Source organism: Acinetobacter sp. YH12200 (assembly GCF_013418175.1).
Taxonomy (GTDB): Bacteria; Pseudomonadota; Gammaproteobacteria; order Pseudomonadales; family Moraxellaceae; genus Acinetobacter; species Acinetobacter pseudolwoffii.
This window is the reverse complement of record NZ_VPCO01000016.1, coordinates 24944-41969: the sequence shown is the minus strand read 5'-3', so window position 1 is coordinate 41969 and position 17026 is coordinate 24944. Positions and strand designations below refer to the sequence as shown.

Genomic DNA, 17026 nt, shown 5'->3' with positions numbered 1-17026 from the left:
AATTAAAAATCAGCCCGTAGGCTGATTTTTTAATTTATGATGGTTTATTCCTGATCAAGTTTCATGGGTTGTACATCCATCTCTTGATAAGACACCAGTTTGGATTTTTTCTTCCATTTGTATCCGAACCAGATTGCCAAGAACAATGGAATACTGATATAGGTCGAGAGAACCCCCATCCATTGACCTGCCAGAACATCCTGATAGTTTTGACCAAGGACGACAATCGCACAGAGAATAAAAGCAAACCAAGGAGCAAAGGGGAAGAACTTGGCGCGATAAGCCAGATCTTCCAGTTTGTAGCCTTGAGCCAAGTAACCTTTGCGGAAGCGATAGTGTGAAATCGCAATCCCGAGCCAGACAATAAAGCCGCACATGCCCGACATATTGAGTAGCCAGTTAAAGACTTCCTGTTCACCGAAGAAGGTGGTCAGGAAACACAGTGCTGCGATCGCAGTGGTGGCATACAGGGCATTCATCGGTACACCACGTGGATCCAGACGGCCAAACAGTTTTGGCGCACTACCTTTACGTGCCATATCAAATAGCATGCGTGTAGATGAATACATGCCTGAGTTACCCGCAGACAGAATGGCTGTCAAAATCACCGCATTCATAATGCTCGCAGCAAAGGCAAAGCCGGCCTTTTCATAGAGCAGGGTAAAAGGAGAAAGCGCAATATTGTCGGTCGCAGCCGCCTGTAATAAGCGTGGGTCATTGTAGGCAATTAATGTGCCGATAATGAAAATACACACGATATAAAATAACAGGATACGCCAGAAAATCTGCTTGATTGCCACCGGAATGGTTTTCTTTGGATCTTTCGATTCGCCCGCAGCCACCCCGACCATTTCGGTTCCTTGAAAGGAGAATCCGGCAATCATCGCCACGCCAATTAAGGCTTGGAAACCACCGACAAAAGGTGCGTCACCAATACTCCAGTTGGCAAATGCTTCTGCGCCTGGGGTCAGCATAATCTTCACGATCATCCAGATACCGATAATGATAAAGGCAATAATCGCGACAACTTTCACCAGAGAGAAGAAGAATTCAGATTCACCAAAGCCTTTAACTGTCAGGGCATTAATCCCAAAAATAATGGCCAGGAAAATTGCACTCCAATAAACACCAGGAATATCGGGAAACCAGAATTTCATGATGAACTGAACGGCAACCAGCTCAAAAGCTACGGTAATGGCCCAGTTGTACCAGTAGTTCCAGCCCAAGGCGAAACCAAAACCGCCCTCGACATATTTAGTGCCATAAGTGAAAAATGCACCCGAGGTGGGATTATGCGTGGCGAGTTCGCCCAAACTGGTCATCAAGAAATAAATCATGACACCAATCAGTGCATAAGCAAGTAGTGCTCCGCCTGGCCCGGCATTGGCAATGGTCGCACCCGAGGCCAGGAATAGACCTGTACCGATGGATCCGCCAATGGCGATCATATTCAGATGACGAGCACCCAGCTTACGCTGCAGCTGCATCGTATTTTGCGTTTCGCTCATCATGATTCCTTAACATTTTTTTGTGTGCTAGCGAACAGCACTTTAAAGCCTTGTTGATCCGCTTTCACTGTGCAGCGACCAAAGTTTTGTTCAATCAGGGTCGGGTAGTTTAAGAAACGGTTGGCCACGATCCAAAGCTCGCCACCTGATTTTAAATGACGACGCGAAGTTTTACACAAGGTTTCGCTGGCCGTGTAATCGGTCTCGATTCCCATATGAAAAGGCGGATTACTGACAATGGCATGCAAGAACAAGGGTGCATCAGCAATGCCAGTGACCGCTTTAATTTCGATCTGTTCAGGGCTAAGCTGGTTTTCATCAAAGGTCATTTGGGTGGAGGCCAGCGCAAAGGCATCCACATCCATGGCAAAAATCCGGTTTTTCGGATTCAACTTTGCCAGATACGCACTAATTACACCTGCGCCACAACCAAAGTCAGCGATTTTACCCGAGGTGACTTGTGATAAATAAGGTAATAAGGTGGCAGTCCCAATATCTAAACGGTTTTGACTAAACACGCCTGGCAGGGCACAAATATTCAGGTCACCATTCGGGGTCGAGACGCTATAACGCTGTGCCCAGTCAGCAAGTGATTTTTTCTCGACCGTGTGGTCTAGAACCAGTTGCCAAAGCTGGCAATGACGTGCGCTATCCAGTTTGAGGGTTTTACCATAAGGCTGCAACTGTTTGGCTGCACGCTCTATCCCGCCTTTCTTTTCACCGACCAGGAAAATACTGCTGCCCGGTTTAAGTTGTGCTGCCACATTATGCAGTAAATAATTGAGCAGTTCTTTAGACTTGGGTACAAAAATAACCGCCTGATCAAACTCAGCTTCAGGCATCTCTGCGCCAAAGTGGACATCTGCTTGTTGCGACTGGAAATATTGAAAATCATTAAAATTCCATGTCCAGACAGCGGGATTGATAGAGGCATCGAATTCAGCGAGTAGATCATCTGTCGGTGCATTAATGAGTAAGATGCGACCCGACAAAAAATCATATTGTCTTAATAAAACTTCGCTTTTAGGATCCATAGGTATCTCTCCAATATAAAGAACACTGCCTAAGTCTGACCTAGACAGTGTTCTTTGGACATGAAATTACTTCTTTGTTTCAGGAAGTACAACATTCAGAATAAGGGCAGCAATACCGCCAGTGGCAACGCCTGAGCTAAAGATATTACGGAATAACTCAGGAAGATGCTCAAGAATTTGTGGAACTTGTGCAACACCTAAACCCAGTGCCAGTGAAATCGCAATAATCAGCAGGGCACGGCGGTCCAGATGTACGCCAGACAGAATATTAATGCCGGAAGCTGCTACTGCACCAAACATCACCATCACTGCACCACCCAGTACCGCTTGCGGAACCGCCTGGATAATCCCGGCAACCGCAGGCAGCAAACCCAGAATGATCAGTAAAGCAGCAATCCAGATGCCGACATAACGGCTCGCTACACCCGTCAACTGAATCACACCGTTATTTTGTGCAAATACCGAACTTGGGAAGGTGTTAAAAATACCGGCAAGGAATGAATTGGCGCCATTGACCAGTACACCGCCTTTAATGCGCTGCATCCATTTTGGCCCATCGACTGGCTGGTTAGAAAGCTTTGAGGTCGCCGTGATATCGCCAATCGCTTCTAAAGAGGTCACCAGATAAATGAATGCCATCGGAATAAACAGGCTCCAGGAGAAGCTTAAACCGAAATGCATTGGAGTTGGAATCTGTACCAGTGGGGCATCTTTTAAGCCGGAAAAATCCAGATGGCCCATAAAGCCGGCCAGAATATAACCACAAACCAGGGCAATCAAAATGGCAGAACTTTTTACCCAGGTAATCCGGATACGGTTCAGGATAATGATCAGCGCCAAGACTGTGCAGGACATGATTAGGTTGTCTGCATTGGCAAAAGTTTTATCGCTCATGGCCTGATAACCACCGCCCATACTGATTAGACCTTCTTTAATTAAGGTTAAACCAATCAGAAGGACGACAATCCCGGTCACCAAAGGGGTAATCAGTTTTTTTATCCAAGGCAGAATCTGGGACACGCCCATTTCAATAAATGCACCTGCAATCACCACACCAAAAATTGCTGCCATGACTGACTCAACTGGCGTACCGGCAGCAACCATGGCTGAACCAATACCAATAATTGGGCCGATAAAGTTAAAGCTGGTTCCCTGAACAATCAACAGACCGGCACCAAAAGGTCCGACTTTTTTAGACTGTAAAAAAGTCGCGATACCCGAGATCACCAGGGACATGGACAAAATCATGTTGGTATCTTCTTTGGATACCCCAAGTGCCAGACAAATTAGCAAGCCAGGGGTCACGATCGGGACAATAATTGCCAATAAATGTTGGAATGCAGCTAAAAAAGCAATAAATGGTTTTGGACGATCATCCAGACCATATACCAGGTCGAGTTGATCTTTAGGAGGAGGAGATTGATTAAAATCAGACATGTGTCAATGCAAATTAAGGCAGGGTGGCGCTATTCTAATCGAGTTACACGCCTTTACAAAATCAAAAAAAGCCCATCTCCTTAAAAAAAGTTGAGGAGTGTGGTAACAGTGACTATAAAAGTTTTGTATTTTTCTGTATAATTTGCCCTCAAATTACATACGCATTGAATTTACATGTCAGATATTAAAACTCTCCGTAACATCGCCATTATTGCGCACGTCGATCATGGTAAAACCACTCTTGTAGACAAACTTTTGCAACAATCAGGTGCTCTCGGTGATCGCGCGGGTGAGATTGAGCGTGTCATGGATTCTGGCGCTATCGAAAGTGAACGTGGTATTACCATTCTTGCAAAAAACACTGCAATTAAATGGACGGATGCACGTACCAATACTGAATACCGTATTAACATCGTGGACACCCCGGGACACGCCGACTTCGGTGGTGAAGTTGAACGTGTAATGTCGATGGTTGACTGCGTGCTTCTTCTTGTCGATTCACAAGAAGGCCCGATGCCACAAACACGTTTCGTAACGCAAAAAGCGTTCGCACGTGGTTTGAAGCCAATCGTAATTATTAACAAAGTTGATAAGCCAAGCGCACGTCCAGACTGGGTGATTGACCAGGTATTCGATTTGTTCGATAACTTAGGTGGTTCTGACGAACAGTTAGACTTCCCGGTCGTTTATGCATCTGGTCTTCGTGGTGTGGCGGGTCCTTCTCCAGAAGAACTTGCTGACGACATGACGCCATTGTTCCAAACAATTGTAGACATCGTTGAACCGCCAGCAGTTGACGTTGATGGTCCATTCCAAATGCAAGTGTCTTCACTTGACTATAACAGCTTCGTAGGCGTTATCGGTGTTGGTCGTATTCAACGTGGTTCAGTTAAATTGAACACGCAAGTGACTGTAATCGATAAAGAAGGCAAAACACGTAACGGTCGTATCTTAAAAATCATGGGTTATCATGGTTTAGACCGTGTGGACATCGAAGAAGCCAATGCAGGTGATATCGTTTGCGTAACGGGTATCGATGCATTGAACATTTCTGACACGATTTGTGATCCGAAAGCTGTTGAAGCGCTTCCACCGCTTTCTGTAGATGAACCTACAGTCACAATGACATTCCAGGTAAACAACTCACCGTTTGCTGGTAAAGAAGGTAAATTCGTAACTTCACGTAACATTCGTGAGCGTCTAGATCGCGAATTGATCCACAACGTCGCATTACGTGTTGAAGACACTGACAGTCCTGACCGTTTCAAAGTATCTGGCCGTGGTGAACTTCACCTTTCAGTTTTAATTGAGAACATGCGCCGTGAAGGCTTCGAGATGGGTGTATCTCGTCCGCAAGTCATCTTGAAAGAAATTGACGGTCAAATGCAAGAACCGTACGAAAACGTGACGTTTGACGTTGAAGAACAGCACCAAGGTTCTGTAATGGAGCAAATGGGCAGCCGTAAAGGCGAGATGACCAATATGGAAGTTGACGGTAAAGGCCGTATCCGTATTGAAGCAACTGTTCCTTCACGTGGCTTGATCGGTTTCCGTTCTGAATTCATGACGATGACTTCAGGTACGGGTATCATGACATCAAGCTTCTCGCATTATGGTCCAATGAAACAAGGCCAAGTTGCGAAACGTCAAAACGGTGTGTTGATCTCTATGGTTCAAGGTACTTGCCTGGGCTATGCATTGTTCACATTACAAGACCGTGGTCGTCTATTCGCTAAGCCTCAGTTAGAAGTTTACGAAGGTATGATTATTGGTATTAACTCACGTTCTGACGACATGACTGTGAACCCGACTAAGGCAAAACAGTTAACCAACGTACGTGCATCTGGTACTGATGAAGCATTAACACTTGTTCCTGCAGTTGAATATACGCTTGAACAAGCGCTTGAATTCATTGAAGATGACGAACTAGTTGAAGTAACACCGAAGTCAATCCGTATCCGTAAGCGTTATTTGACTGAAAACGAACGTAAACGTAACCGTTCAGGTAAATAATCTGTAAATTATTGATCTAAGATTCCTAAAGCCGCAATCTTTTCAAAGGTTGCGGTTTTTTGTATTAAAATTTTAACTAGAACCATAAAACTTATAAAAAACATCACCTTATATGAAAATGAAATCACTTATAATTAATGTATAATTCATCACAAACTTTAAAATGAATTATTGGAGAAAAAATGAGTATTATTCAAGAATTTAAAGAGTTTGCTGTCAAAGGCAATGTGATGGACCTCGCGGTCGGTGTCATTATTGGTGGAGCATTTGGTAAAATTATTGATTCTTTTGTAAAAGATATCATCATGCCAATCGTTAGCTGGATTTTAGGTGGGGATGTTGACTATTCTAACTGGTTCCTGGTACTGGGTGATAATCCTAATAATGTCACTTCTTTGGCAAATGCACAGGCTGAAGGCCTGAATGTATTTGCTTATGGTAACTTCCTAACGATTCTGATTAATTTCCTGTTGTTGGCATGGGTGGTATTCTTACTTGTGAAAATGATGAATAAACTTCGTCGTAAACAGGCAGAAGAAGCACCTGCACCTGAAGCCACCCCTGAAGATATCGAATTACTGCGTGAAATTCGTGATGAATTGAAAAAACGTCCTGAAGCATAAGCGTTCTGACACAAATAAAAAAACGGCGCCTCTTGCGCCGTTTTTTTAATCCGCCTAAATCCCCCCTTTTGTTAAAGGGAGGTGGGGAGAGATTTATAAGATTAAAAATCCATTCGGAACTTAATTTCTACCAAATGAAAACCAAACTGGCTTTTGACCGGACCATGTAAGACCCGTTCAGCAGCCGTAAACACCAGCTTATCAATGACAGGCACCAGTTGGCCTTTTTTCACTTCGCCCAGTTCTCCGCCACGCTTGGCAGAATTACAGGTTGAATATTGTCTGGCGATTTTATTAAAGTCAGCGCCACTCAAAATCTTCTTTTTAAGCTGCTCGGCAGTTTCTTTATCTTTAACCAGAATATGACGCACAATGGCTGTTTTCATGACTTTTTCCCTTGTACAGTTGCCAGTTTTTTGACAGGGAGTTGCATCTTTTTCAAAGGCTGACATTCTGGACAGAACACAGAAGCACGTTGTCCCAGTTTAATATTTTCAAGCGTGGTCTCACAGTTCACGCACATTTCCCCGGCACGACCATAGGCCAGCAGCGTTTGCTGAAAATAGCCATTTTCCCCCATGGCGTTGGTGTAATCCCGTAATGTCGACCCGCCTAAATCAATGGCCTGTTTTAATATGCGCTTGATTTCCAGCACTAATTTTTCGATCTGTGCCAAGCTTAAAGTCGAGGCGGGTTGTGCTGGATGAATGCCCATATTGAACAGACTTTCGGTTGCATAAATATTGCCGACACCTACCACCACATGGTTATCCATAATCGCAACTTTGGTGCCAACATTTTTATTTTTCAATTTTTCAAATAAATACTGAGAATTAAAATTTTCACTCAGGGGTTCTGGTCCCAGCGTATCAATCAGTTTGCTTTGTGACTGCGCATCCAGCCATAAAATACAGCCAAAACGACGCGGATCATGATAACGCAGTTCAATATCATCAAACTGAATAATCAGATGATCATGTTTGCGTAATTCTTCAGTTGTTTCACACAAACGAAAGCTGCCAGACATGCCTAAATGCCAGAGCATGGTGTCGTGCTCAAACTCAGCCAGAATATATTTGGAACGGCGCGACAGGTTGAGTAATTTCTGCCCGACCAGCTTTTGTATATTTTCGGGAATGGGCCAGCGCAAACTTGACTGACGGATTTCAACCCGTTTTACACGTTGTTCTAATAAGGGTAATAAACTGGTTTTGGTGGTTTCTACTTCTGGTAATTCAGGCATAACACATCAGAGGCGAGGGAGATGCAGCTAATATTGGGCGAATTTACGGAGATTACAAGTCTTAATGGGGATGCAACCATTAGAAAATGACTGGGGATTTCATGTTTATTGGAGGTGTAAGAGCTTAAAGAATAAGCTGTTTTTTTGCATGTTTAGACCAAAAATTAAAGAAATAAAAGGAATGCAAAAATAAATAAATCCTAAGTTTTTGAAAAACATATAAATAATTTAACTATTTTGAAATAAAATTATATTTTTTGTATTAAGGCATAACTAAAAGTTTAATCAATAATAAAAAAAATAATAAGAATTTATAGGAAAAGTTATGTAAATTCATGCACCTAATAGCAATTTTAAAAACCTTGCTTGTTTTTCTCTCCGAATGTTTAGGTTTTACATGAAATATTTAGGTTTCGCTTTATTGTCATTAATGGCTGCCATGACAACCGCGCAGGCAGAATCTGCATTTGATCCGCAAGGTCAATATTTACTGGGGGACTGGAATGGTCAACGTACAGAACTGGCTCAGCAAGGAATTAAATTTGAAGCCAATCTGCTAACTGATACAGCCTATCTTGCGGATGGTGGCCGGAATGCAGGCGCAGATCCATTAACTTCTGCCCAGTTATGGTTGGGAACTCAACTGGACCTGGAAAAACTGGCAGGATGGAACGGTGTCACGGTACGTGCTGCAATGAGTGCGCGCCAAGGCCAAAGTACGTCTATCCGTGATTTGCAAGATCCATCAGCGCCACAGATGGCCAATGCACAAGGTACGTTTGGGCGTGGCAATCAGGATAGCCGTCTGAGTGAACTTTAGATTGAAAAGAATTATAAAGAACAAGGACTGAGTATTAAGGCTGGCCGTTTGGGGCTGGGCATGGACTTTAATGTGATGGCCTGTGATTTTGCCAGTACAGCATTTTGTGCTGCGCAGATGGGTAAATGGCAAGGCAATATCTGGATGAATACGCCAGTATCACAATGGGGTGCGCGTATAAAGCAGCAGCTAAACCCTGAACTTGCAGTACAAGTCGGTGTTTATGAGTTTAATCCGGACAATGGCAATGGGGCTAAAGAAGATCAAGGCTGGAGTTTGGATACTGAGCATGCCGATGGCGTGACCATTCCAGCAGAAATTGTATGGACACCCAAATCACTCATCAATAACTTACCGGGTAGCTACCGTGTGGGTGGAATGTACAATACTGCGGATGATCCAATCAATCAAAAAGATATTGTCACTGGCCAAGCTGAAGATCGTACCTTTGCAGGCTGGTTGGCCATCGAACAGCAATTAACTTCAACAGGTCAGGGGCGTCAGGGCCTGCATTCATTTGCCAATTTCACCTGGCATGACCGTGTAACCAATAAAGTCGATCATTCACAACAGCTTGGGGTGAAATATATTGGCCTGCTCGACAGTCAACCGAATGATATTTTGGGTCTGGCAGTTAACCGTGTGCACGTGAATAATCGCTTTGCAGAGTCGCGTCCAGCTTTCAATACCGATGCAGAATACAATATCGAACTCAACTATAGCTATAATGCAACAAAGTGGCTGATGCTACGTCCAAACCTGCAATATGTAGTCAATCCAGGGGCAACCAACAACGTAGATAATGCACTGCTACTTGGTTTAACCAGCCGCATCATCTTCTAAAAAGTGATCGTTCACGTTATAACTAAACAGGCTTTTTAAAGCCTGTTTTTTATTGCCCGATCATACTTCACATGAATAAAGAGGGATTGCCACGTGACATTATTATTTCAACCGCTAAAGTTTGGTTCATTATCACTCAGCAATAAAATTATTATTGCACCCATGTGTCAATATTCAGCCACAGCTGAGGGTGAAATCACGTATTGGCATGAGCAGCAATGGGCGAATTATGCGCTCTCTGGCGCCGGACTCTGTATTGTCGAGGCGACTGCCGTACAACCAGAAGGTCGTATCAGTTATGCAGACCTGGGATTGTGGAATGATCAGCAAGCTGCCCAGATCAAAGCATTATTGGCCAAAGTTAAATCTATATCGCCAATGCCATTTGCTATTCAGCTTGCACATGCCGGACGTAAAGCCTCTACAGATAAACCATGGGCAGGTAGAGGCCAGTTTAAACCGGATGAGGCACATGGCTGGCAAACTGTTTCTGCCAGTGATCTTCCTTTTCAGACAGACGAACATCCTCCTAAAGCGCTGAATCAGGCAGAGATTGATCAGGTCATTGCAAACTTTGCAGAAAGTGCCAAACGCGCAGTTGATGCAGGCTTTGACCTGATTGAACTACATGCAGCACATGGTTATCTGTTACATCAGTTTATGTCGCCACTTTCCAATAAACGTGAGGATAAATATGGTGGTTCACTGGAAAACCGGATTCGCCTGACGCTGGAAGTATTGCAAGCCATGCAGGCAGCAGTTCCGGAAGATTATCCAATCGGAGTGCGTATTTCAGCAAGTGACTGGATGGAGCATGAGGATAGCTGGAATATTGATTCTTCGGTTGAACTCTCTAAAGCCCTCGAAGCGGTGGGCACAGCTTATATTCATATTTCCAGTGCCGGTTTACATGTCAAACAGAACATTGATGTGAAACCGAACTATCAAGTACCTTTTGCAGATACCATCAAAAAAGCCGTCAATATTCCGGTGATTGCTGTAGGTTTAATTACCGAAGCAGAACAGGCAGAACATATTCTGCAAAAAGGGCAGGCCGATGCTATCGCTATTGCACGGGCGATTCTCTACGATCCACATTGGCCTTGGCATGCAGCTGCGGCACTTGAAGAAAAACTAAAGATTTCACCCCAATATCTTCGCAGTGCCCCGCATGGTCTAAACCATCTGTTTGAGCCTTTTTAACAATCTTTTCTAAGCAGGAAGGTCGTATAATAGTCACTCATTGCAAATGAGGACGCTGCATTATGATTTTTGCGGTCATTGTGCCCATTTTTTTATTGTTGGCACTGGGTTATCTGACTGTAAAAAGTCAAGTGTTAGACAAAGAGCAAGTGGGTACAGTCGGTGCTTTTGTCATTAAAGTGGCGTTGCCTCTGCTGTTTTTCCAGTCTCTCGCCTCTAAAGACCTGCATGAAATCTGGTATTTTGAATACTTTGCGGTGTATAGCAGCGTAACTTTACTGCTCTATGGTAGCGGTTTCTGGATGATGCGCCGTTATTTTCAGAATACGCATTCGCAGAGTGCAGTATTGTCGCTGGGCGCCGCGATGTCGAATACCGGACTGATTGGTACGGCCGTGCTTAGTCTGTTAATCGGGCAGCAGGCCATGACTTATACTTCTCTGGTGGTCATCATTGAAAGTATGTTGCTGATTCCTTTGGTACTGGTCATGGCTGCGCTGGGAACACAGCATCAGGCAAATCTTGGCTCCATTTTTAAAAGTGTGGTGCTGACTTTAGTAACAAACCCCTTATTTATGGGGGTCGTACTGGGTATGGCCTGTGCGATTTTCCAGATTAAAATTCCGCTCTATATCGATCAGGTTTTTGCCTTGATCGGGCAGACAGCATCGCCATTGGCCTTGTTTGCAATTGGTGGCGGTATTGTGGGAATGAGCCTGAAATACGTTAATCTGCAAAGTTTCTATCTGGTGTTTTCTAACAACATTATGATGCCGCTGCTGATGTATCTTGGCCTCAGTCAATTGACCAGTTTAAGTCAGGAAATGGTTCATGCGGGTACTTTGATTGCTGCCTTACCGATGCCAACAATCTTCGGTATGTTGGGACAGGCCTATGGTTTAAATGATCGAGCCTTAACACCACTGCTGATGAGCACCATCGCTGGTTTTATCGTGACCAGCGGCCTAATTGCCTTGTGGTGGGGATAGCTCATTCCAGGATTGATTCTCTCCTTATAAAAAGCCCCATATTGGCATTTTCTTTTTTAAATTCATGATTATATTTTACAGGTAGAAAAGTCAGCCGCAACTGTTTGAGGCATACGGTGTATTGTACCGCAAGATTAAAAATGATTGTTTTTGCGACAAATTTACCAGTGGATGCTGGCTGACGAGTTTTGCGATGAGAGTATGGCTCCGCAAGATACTTTTCTTGCGAAGCTCCGCTTTTCATTGGGGCGAAACCAAATTAACTCTTTTTGGCAGGTATTTTTTTCTGCTCCGCCATCATTTTGTCTACTGCTGCCAAAGACTCTTTAGCCTGCGGAATATTTTGCTGTACCAATGCAGCAAAGATTTTTTTCGCTTCAGGCAAGTTTTGCTGCACGATACTGCCATTGGCAAACATATTGCCGACAGCCATCAGGGCAGGGATATAGCCTTTTTTCGCCAGATCCTGAATACTGCTTAAACCTTGCTGAATCGGTTTTTCATCTTTGTTTTTAAAACCAGAGCTGATGTCATATAAGGCTTTGGCGTGAATCGCTTGCATATTACCTTTTGTAATTAATGGTTGCAGCTTTTGTAGTCCGATTTTATTTGAGGCAGGGGTATTTTCAGCAAATAACAGCACAGCCAGATCTACACTGGCATCATCAAAGTTGGCTGCTGAGGCACGTTCCAGATACTGTTTAGCTTTGCTTAAATCCTGCTTTAGTCCTAATGTACCCGCCGCATAATTTTTGCCCAGTACATAATTGGCCACAGGGTAACCTTTGCTGGCTGCCTGTTCATAGAGCTGGATGGCTTTTTTCTCGTCTTTGGCAGTGCCCTGGCCGGTCTGGGTTAAATAGCCTAAGTTATATATGGCTTGGGCATTTCCCTGACTAGCCAATTGATTTAAGGCGTCATAGGCGCCTTTGAAATTATTGGCTTTCACCATGGCTTCAATTTTTACAAACTGGGGGTCAGCCTGATCTTTTACAGTATTTGCCAGAGTGAATTGCGCAGAAACTGCAAGAACAGTAGCGAGTATTAACTTTTTCATGGTTCCTATAACCTTATTATTGCTGGCACCTAAGTCCTTGGTGCGGTTTTAATCATTTTCACTTACATCATAAAAGGATTTTGTGCTTTGTAAATATACAATTTGTCATTAGAGTTCTTTCATAAATCATTTTTTAATTATTATAAATGAAATTCTATCTTCTTGTCGGAGACTTGCGCAGCATGCTCCTCCTCCCGAAGGGAGAAGGAGCGTTCAACCTCTATTTAAATATGAATAAAATTATCATTTCTTGAGTTATGAAAGGGATTTAATCAAAATAAATCATCAAAGCAGGATATACCGATTTAACCAGATCACTGATCTGGATAACTTTCCTATCAATCATTCAGATATTGAAAGGATTACTTTGCTTAAAGGAACTTCTCTGGTTAAATCTCGGTTTAAATCAGCCTCCCAGGATTGAGCCATGTTTGTCAAAACGATTAAACGCCACTATGACAGAATTAACGTAGATGAAACGATTGCGGATGAAGACAAGATTGACGCACTGCTGATGAAGCTCGGTGCAGAATTTTTGATTAGTCAGGAAGACCGGGTCTACACCTTTCAAAAAGGTGAATTAACCACAAAATTTGATGCCAAACATGCTCGTGCTTATCACTTCAAAGATTATGTGGTGAAAGATATGAATAAGCTGTTTCATGGTTTCTAAAACAAAAAAAGCCAAGAGTTAACTCTTGGCTTTTTTAGGGCCTAAACCGGAATTATTGCGGACGTGCTACATCACCGCTCAAAGCCTCAGGAAGTTTCAGAACCTCTAGACCCAACTCGGCCAATGCGTCAGGTTTGGCTACGACCAAGGCTTTATAGCCATCCTTCAGACTGATGCTATTCACGACTTCAACATTGTTGTTGAGCTGAGTGCCGACTACAGGTGCTTCACCCGTCGCTTGAATCAGATGCAGCCAATGTTTTGGCTTGGCTTTAAACCATAAGCGTGCAATGACTTCCTGACCTAAGTAACAACCTTTGTCATAGTGAATGCTTTCACGTTGATGTAAGCGCAATTCCTGTGGTTGAAACAGGGTCGCAGTGGCCGCCTGAATCCAGGCCTGACCTGATTCAATGGCTTGCTGCTCCCAGGTCGCCACATCGGTTTCAGTCGCAACAAAGTCAGTATGAATATCATTGATCACAGGATAAACCGTACCGACCAGTTCCAGTTTCATTTTTGAAAAGGCACCAAATTTTTTAATATGATTCGCCAGTTCAGTGGCCTGATCGTCAGTACTTACAATTTCAAAGCTTTCCGGACTGAGCTTTTTAAGCCATAAGCCAAATTGAATACGGCCTTTCAAGCTACAGATCGCGGTATAACGTGTCTGGTTTTCAGCCAATGTTTCAGTATTCAAAGTCACCTGACCTTGAAGGAATTTTTGTGCATCAACACCATTCAGACTAAACAATGTAAAAGCAGGAGACGTTGCCATGATAAGCCCCAGTTTGAATACTATAAATCAATGCAGTTATTGTGCAGCAAGCATCAAATAGAGGCAAACAAAAAAGCCGACAATCTAAATCATCGGCTTTTATGGAATGATAATATTTAGTGGTGATGGCTAGCCGGCAATGGCGAATCACAAGGGAATTTACCGCCACAAATCCGAACATATTCCATCATGCCCTGATCTTCATGATCGAGAATATGACAATGCTGCACAAAATCACCTTCAAATTTCTTGTAATGGCTGCGGACAATTACCTGATATCCCTGTTTAACAAAGATTGTATCTTTAAACTGTCCTTTTAAGCCGCGGTATTGAATATCTTCCAGATTAGGATTTGGATCTACTGCCAGCGGAATATCGCTGACATCCTTACCCGTTGGATCCAGTACTTTTACAATCTGGAAGGGGTTCACATGGATATGATAAGGATGATTCAGGTTATTACTGCTAAGAATCCATTCATCAATTTGCCCAAATTCCAGTTTCCGTACATATGCACCTTCTACTGCATCCGCGCCGGTAAAGAGGTCACCAAAACTATAGATTCCCTCAATATCACTGTAACGGTAGCCAAACTTACCATTTGGACCAAAGCTGGCATCGAAGGTTGAGCGTTGTGGTGGACGGTTTTTTAAGCGATTTTCAATTTCAGTGGTCATCAGCGATGGATGGTCGATAAAGGCAGAAAGCTTTAACTGTGAGAGCTGGGTCTGAATTTCTTTGTTTAAGCCAATTTTCTGTGCCTGAGCTTGTAAAAACTGGGCTGGCGTTTGCGCTTTTAATTTACTCGCTTTGACATTCACCCATCCCAGTAGTTGGGCATTTAACGTATTACCCGGAGCGAGTTGAGGGGTAATTTGTCCGGATGTAGGGATGGCATTGATTTCATCATCAATGTTCAAGTTGGTGTCAAAAATACAGTATCTATTCGTGTTTGGGAAGGCGACCATCGCATCGTGACGGTAACCGGGTTGAAATATCGAGATTCTACGTGTCTGCACATGATCCATGGTTAAACCATCCTGAGCAATGGTATAGACCGGCAAGCTGGTGAGCTGATCAAAATCTGCTTTTTTGTCTTCTTCCTGAAATTCAGAACAAGCTTTAATGGTTTGTTCAGCGGTAAATTTTTGTGATTTTGGCAGTTCCTTAATAATAAGACCAAGGGTGTCGCGAACACCACCATGAATCATACGCCAGCGCTTAAACTGGTTTTGCTCAACTTGAATCTCGCCATGTACTTTGCCATTAATCGAGGTGTAATAATGATTTGCTCCCCATGAATTAAAGGCATTCAGGCCTTGATAATCTTCCAGCATACCGACTTCACCAGCATCACAATTATTGAGATTGGTCGTGCCTGCCGGGTGAGTGCATCGATACTGAATTTGCTGAAACAGGAGGATATTTTCATTAGAATAGCTGTTCTTGCCTTTATCTTTCCACAGAATATCCATGTCTCCCGTCGATGTGATTTTGCCATTCCTGACTTGAGGAATACGGCTGCCTTCTACGATTAATGGGCCAGCCATGCCGCTAGAGACCTGAATAGCCGTTGAACCATGTAGATGAGCGTGATACCAGTAAGTACCCGCAGGATGATTTGGTTCCATTTTGAATTGATAGTCAAATTTTTCCTGTGGTTTGAACTTCAGGAAAACATTGTCGCTATTGCCTTGCGGGCTGACCCAGAGGCCATGAGTGTGCAGATTGGTGGTATTAAAACAATGTGGGTCATTCGCATCGAGAATATGTTCTGGGCAGGTTGCTGTGGACTCCGTGGGCAGTTGGTTATTCAAATGCACAGAAAAGGTTTCTCCCTGTTTGACCCGAATCTGGGGCCCGACCAGCCGGTCTTCGACATATTCACCTGCTTTTTTCTTATTAAATAAACTGGGCTTGGTCACATAGCCACGGAGCACCAGTTGATCCCATGTTCCTTTTCTGGGGTTATACAACTTATCCGTTTTATACGCGATGATCAGTTCGTATTTGCCTTTGGCATTTTTCTGTAGCAATGGCGGATTACTGATCAGAGAATCCGGTGCAGTTGGAGCAGGTGGTGGCTGAGTTGGGTTACTTGGATTTGACGGATTATTTGGATTTGAAGGGTTATAGGGGTTAGGAGGATTTTTAGCTCCATTCCAGTTTGATGCCAGTACGGCTATGACCGCTGCTATGACACCGATAATCGCAAGCTGTAACATCGTAATCACCTTTATCTACTTTTGTGATGAGTATTGTTGTTGTGAAGTAATTACTGTTTAGATTTACTTAATTGAGAGAAGAACTGTTATCACCAAATTAGGGGGAGGCAGATAAACGGTATGTCTAAAGTATTTTTTCTTTGGTGTTGAATGTGCTAATTTTTATGTAAATCTTTAATTATTCGATAATATTTATACATATTAAAATAGTTGTAAAATTTGTAAGAAAGTCTTACGAAAATTATGGAATTGAATCAGGACACAGCTTTTAAATGGTTCTATCGCTGAAATACGATGATTTTCGGAATTATTGTATAAGGATGTTTTGAAGATATGCTTAATATCCAGTTTTTATCAACAAGCCGCTTGCATATAAAGACCTAAATGTAAGAGAAGAGACTTATTTGGCTTTTAATAGTTGGCTTTTAATCGGTTATAGGGTCTATTCGCTGCTTAAAATACAGCTCATAAAAGTTGCATGAATATGAAATAAAGCCTGTTTATTGCGCCTATATGTTGATTATTTTTTATGCTGTTGTGAGTGTCTCATACTAAAGAATGAGATGAATTTTCTACGATT

Annotated in this window: 14 protein-coding genes and 1 pseudogene; 6 read left to right on the top strand and 9 right to left on the bottom strand. The window is 43.1% G+C overall.

Going from position 1 to position 17026, the window contains the following annotated elements; all coding sequences use genetic code 11:
• Positions 1-44: 44 nt before the first annotated feature.
• The 3 genes from FTU90_RS11430 to FTU90_RS11420 form a co-directional block, all read right to left on the bottom strand.
• Positions 45-1508 (bottom strand): amino acid permease, encoded by a 1464-nt coding sequence (locus tag FTU90_RS11430; protein ID WP_005097999.1) that lies wholly within the window; start codon positions 1506-1508, stop codon positions 45-47.
• Positions 1508-2542 carry a methyltransferase gene (locus FTU90_RS11425; protein ID WP_074383488.1) on the bottom strand — a complete coding sequence of 345 codons (1035 nt, stop codon included), beginning with the start codon at positions 2540-2542 and terminating at the stop codon, positions 1508-1510. The genes FTU90_RS11430 and FTU90_RS11425 overlap by 1 nt, the downstream gene beginning before the upstream one ends.
• A 66-nt stretch (positions 2543-2608) precedes the next feature.
• A complete protein-coding gene (locus FTU90_RS11420) occupies positions 2609-3979 on the bottom strand; it encodes a uracil-xanthine permease family protein (RefSeq protein ID WP_005097996.1) in 1371 nt (456 codons plus the stop codon).
• 174 nt (positions 3980-4153) lie between these two features.
• On the opposite strand from FTU90_RS11420, the gene typA reads away from it, so the two are divergent.
• Positions 4154-5992: a translational GTPase TypA gene (gene typA, locus FTU90_RS11415; RefSeq protein ID WP_005097994.1), complete on the top strand. Its 1839-nt coding sequence runs from the start codon at positions 4154-4156 to the stop codon at positions 5990-5992.
• 182 nt (positions 5993-6174) lie between these two features.
• The gene (gene mscL, locus FTU90_RS11410) at positions 6175-6615 is read left to right on the top strand and encodes a large conductance mechanosensitive channel protein MscL (RefSeq protein ID WP_005097993.1); all 441 of its coding nucleotides are present in this window, start codon (positions 6175-6177) and stop codon (positions 6613-6615) included.
• 101 nt (positions 6616-6716) lie between these two features.
• On the opposite strand, the gene FTU90_RS11405 is transcribed toward mscL, so the two are convergent.
• Positions 6717-7001 carry a peptidylprolyl isomerase gene (locus tag FTU90_RS11405; RefSeq protein WP_005097992.1) on the bottom strand — a complete coding sequence of 95 codons (285 nt, stop codon included), beginning with the start codon at positions 6999-7001 and terminating at the stop codon, positions 6717-6719.
• A complete protein-coding gene (mutM, locus tag FTU90_RS11400; protein ID WP_159138654.1) occupies positions 6998-7858 on the bottom strand; it encodes a bifunctional DNA-formamidopyrimidine glycosylase/DNA-(apurinic or apyrimidinic site) lyase in 861 nt (286 codons plus the stop codon). Before mutM ends, FTU90_RS11405 begins: the two co-directional genes overlap by 4 nt.
• Before the next feature lie 397 nt (positions 7859-8255).
• Here mutM and FTU90_RS11395 point away from each other — a divergent pair.
• From FTU90_RS11395 to FTU90_RS11385, 3 genes and pseudogenes are all read left to right on the top strand, one after another.
• Positions 8256-9521, top strand: a pseudogene (locus FTU90_RS11395) (carbohydrate porin).
• A gap of 93 nt (positions 9522-9614) precedes the next feature.
• On the top strand, positions 9615-10724 hold the full coding sequence (locus FTU90_RS11390; RefSeq protein WP_159138656.1) for an NADH:flavin oxidoreductase/NADH oxidase: 1110 nt from the start codon (positions 9615-9617) through the stop codon (positions 10722-10724).
• A gap of 62 nt (positions 10725-10786) precedes the next feature.
• Positions 10787-11713 (top strand): AEC family transporter, encoded by a 927-nt coding sequence (locus tag FTU90_RS11385; protein ID WP_005097988.1) that lies wholly within the window; start codon positions 10787-10789, stop codon positions 11711-11713.
• A gap of 1 nt (position 11714) precedes the next feature.
• Here FTU90_RS11385 and FTU90_RS11380 read toward each other — a convergent pair whose 3' ends face one another.
• Complete coding sequence (locus FTU90_RS11380; RefSeq protein WP_005097986.1) at positions 11715-11957, bottom strand: hypothetical protein; 243 nt, start codon at positions 11955-11957, stop codon at positions 11715-11717.
• A 15-nt stretch (positions 11958-11972) separates the two neighbouring features.
• Positions 11973-12770 carry a tetratricopeptide repeat protein gene (locus FTU90_RS11375; protein WP_159138657.1) on the bottom strand — a complete coding sequence of 266 codons (798 nt, stop codon included), beginning with the start codon at positions 12768-12770 and terminating at the stop codon, positions 11973-11975.
• Between the two features lie 427 nt (positions 12771-13197).
• Between FTU90_RS11375 and FTU90_RS11370 the strand changes: the two genes are divergently transcribed.
• Positions 13198-13443 carry a hypothetical protein gene (locus tag FTU90_RS11370; RefSeq protein WP_005097984.1) on the top strand — a complete coding sequence of 82 codons (246 nt, stop codon included), beginning with the start codon at positions 13198-13200 and terminating at the stop codon, positions 13441-13443.
• Positions 13444-13495: 52 nt separating this feature from the next.
• Here FTU90_RS11370 and FTU90_RS11365 read toward each other — a convergent pair whose 3' ends face one another.
• Complete coding sequence (locus FTU90_RS11365) at positions 13496-14221, bottom strand: folate-binding protein YgfZ (protein ID WP_180072691.1); 726 nt, start codon at positions 14219-14221, stop codon at positions 13496-13498.
• A gap of 116 nt (positions 14222-14337) precedes the next feature.
• Entirely contained in the window at positions 14338-16446 is a 2109-nt protein-coding gene (locus FTU90_RS11360; RefSeq protein WP_159138658.1) for a multicopper oxidase family protein, read from the bottom strand.
• Positions 16447-17026: the final 580 nt, after the last annotated feature.

Bases quoted from the DNA above. Each gene is read 5' to 3' on its own strand.
- FTU90_RS11430 (WP_005097999.1), bottom strand. From the start codon at position 1,508: ATGAGCGAAACGCAAAATACGATGCAGCTGCAGCGTAAGCTGGGTGCT.
- FTU90_RS11425 (WP_074383488.1), bottom strand. From the start codon at position 2,542: ATGGATCCTAAAAGCGAAGTTTTATTAAGACAATATGATTTTTTGTCG.
- FTU90_RS11420 (WP_005097996.1), bottom strand. From the start codon at position 3,979: ATGTCTGATTTTAATCAATCTCCTCCTCCTAAAGATCAACTCGACCTG.
- typA (WP_005097994.1), top strand. From the start codon at position 4,154: ATGTCAGATATTAAAACTCTCCGTAACATCGCCATTATTGCGCACGTC.
- mscL (WP_005097993.1), top strand. From the start codon at position 6,175: ATGAGTATTATTCAAGAATTTAAAGAGTTTGCTGTCAAAGGCAATGTG.
- FTU90_RS11405 (WP_005097992.1), bottom strand. From the start codon at position 7,001: ATGAAAACAGCCATTGTGCGTCATATTCTGGTTAAAGATAAAGAAACT.
- mutM (WP_159138654.1), bottom strand. From the start codon at position 7,858: ATGCCTGAATTACCAGAAGTAGAAACCACCAAAACCAGTTTATTACCC.
- FTU90_RS11385 (WP_005097988.1), top strand. From the start codon at position 10,787: ATGATTTTTGCGGTCATTGTGCCCATTTTTTTATTGTTGGCACTGGGT.
- FTU90_RS11380 (WP_005097986.1), bottom strand. From the start codon at position 11,957: ATGAAAAGCGGAGCTTCGCAAGAAAAGTATCTTGCGGAGCCATACTCT.
- FTU90_RS11375 (WP_159138657.1), bottom strand. From the start codon at position 12,770: ATGAAAAAGTTAATACTCGCTACTGTTCTTGCAGTTTCTGCGCAATTC.
- FTU90_RS11370 (WP_005097984.1), top strand. From the start codon at position 13,198: ATGTTTGTCAAAACGATTAAACGCCACTATGACAGAATTAACGTAGAT.
- FTU90_RS11365 (WP_180072691.1), bottom strand. From the start codon at position 14,221: ATGGCAACGTCTCCTGCTTTTACATTGTTTAGTCTGAATGGTGTTGAT.
- FTU90_RS11360 (WP_159138658.1), bottom strand. From the start codon at position 16,446: ATGTTACAGCTTGCGATTATCGGTGTCATAGCAGCGGTCATAGCCGTA.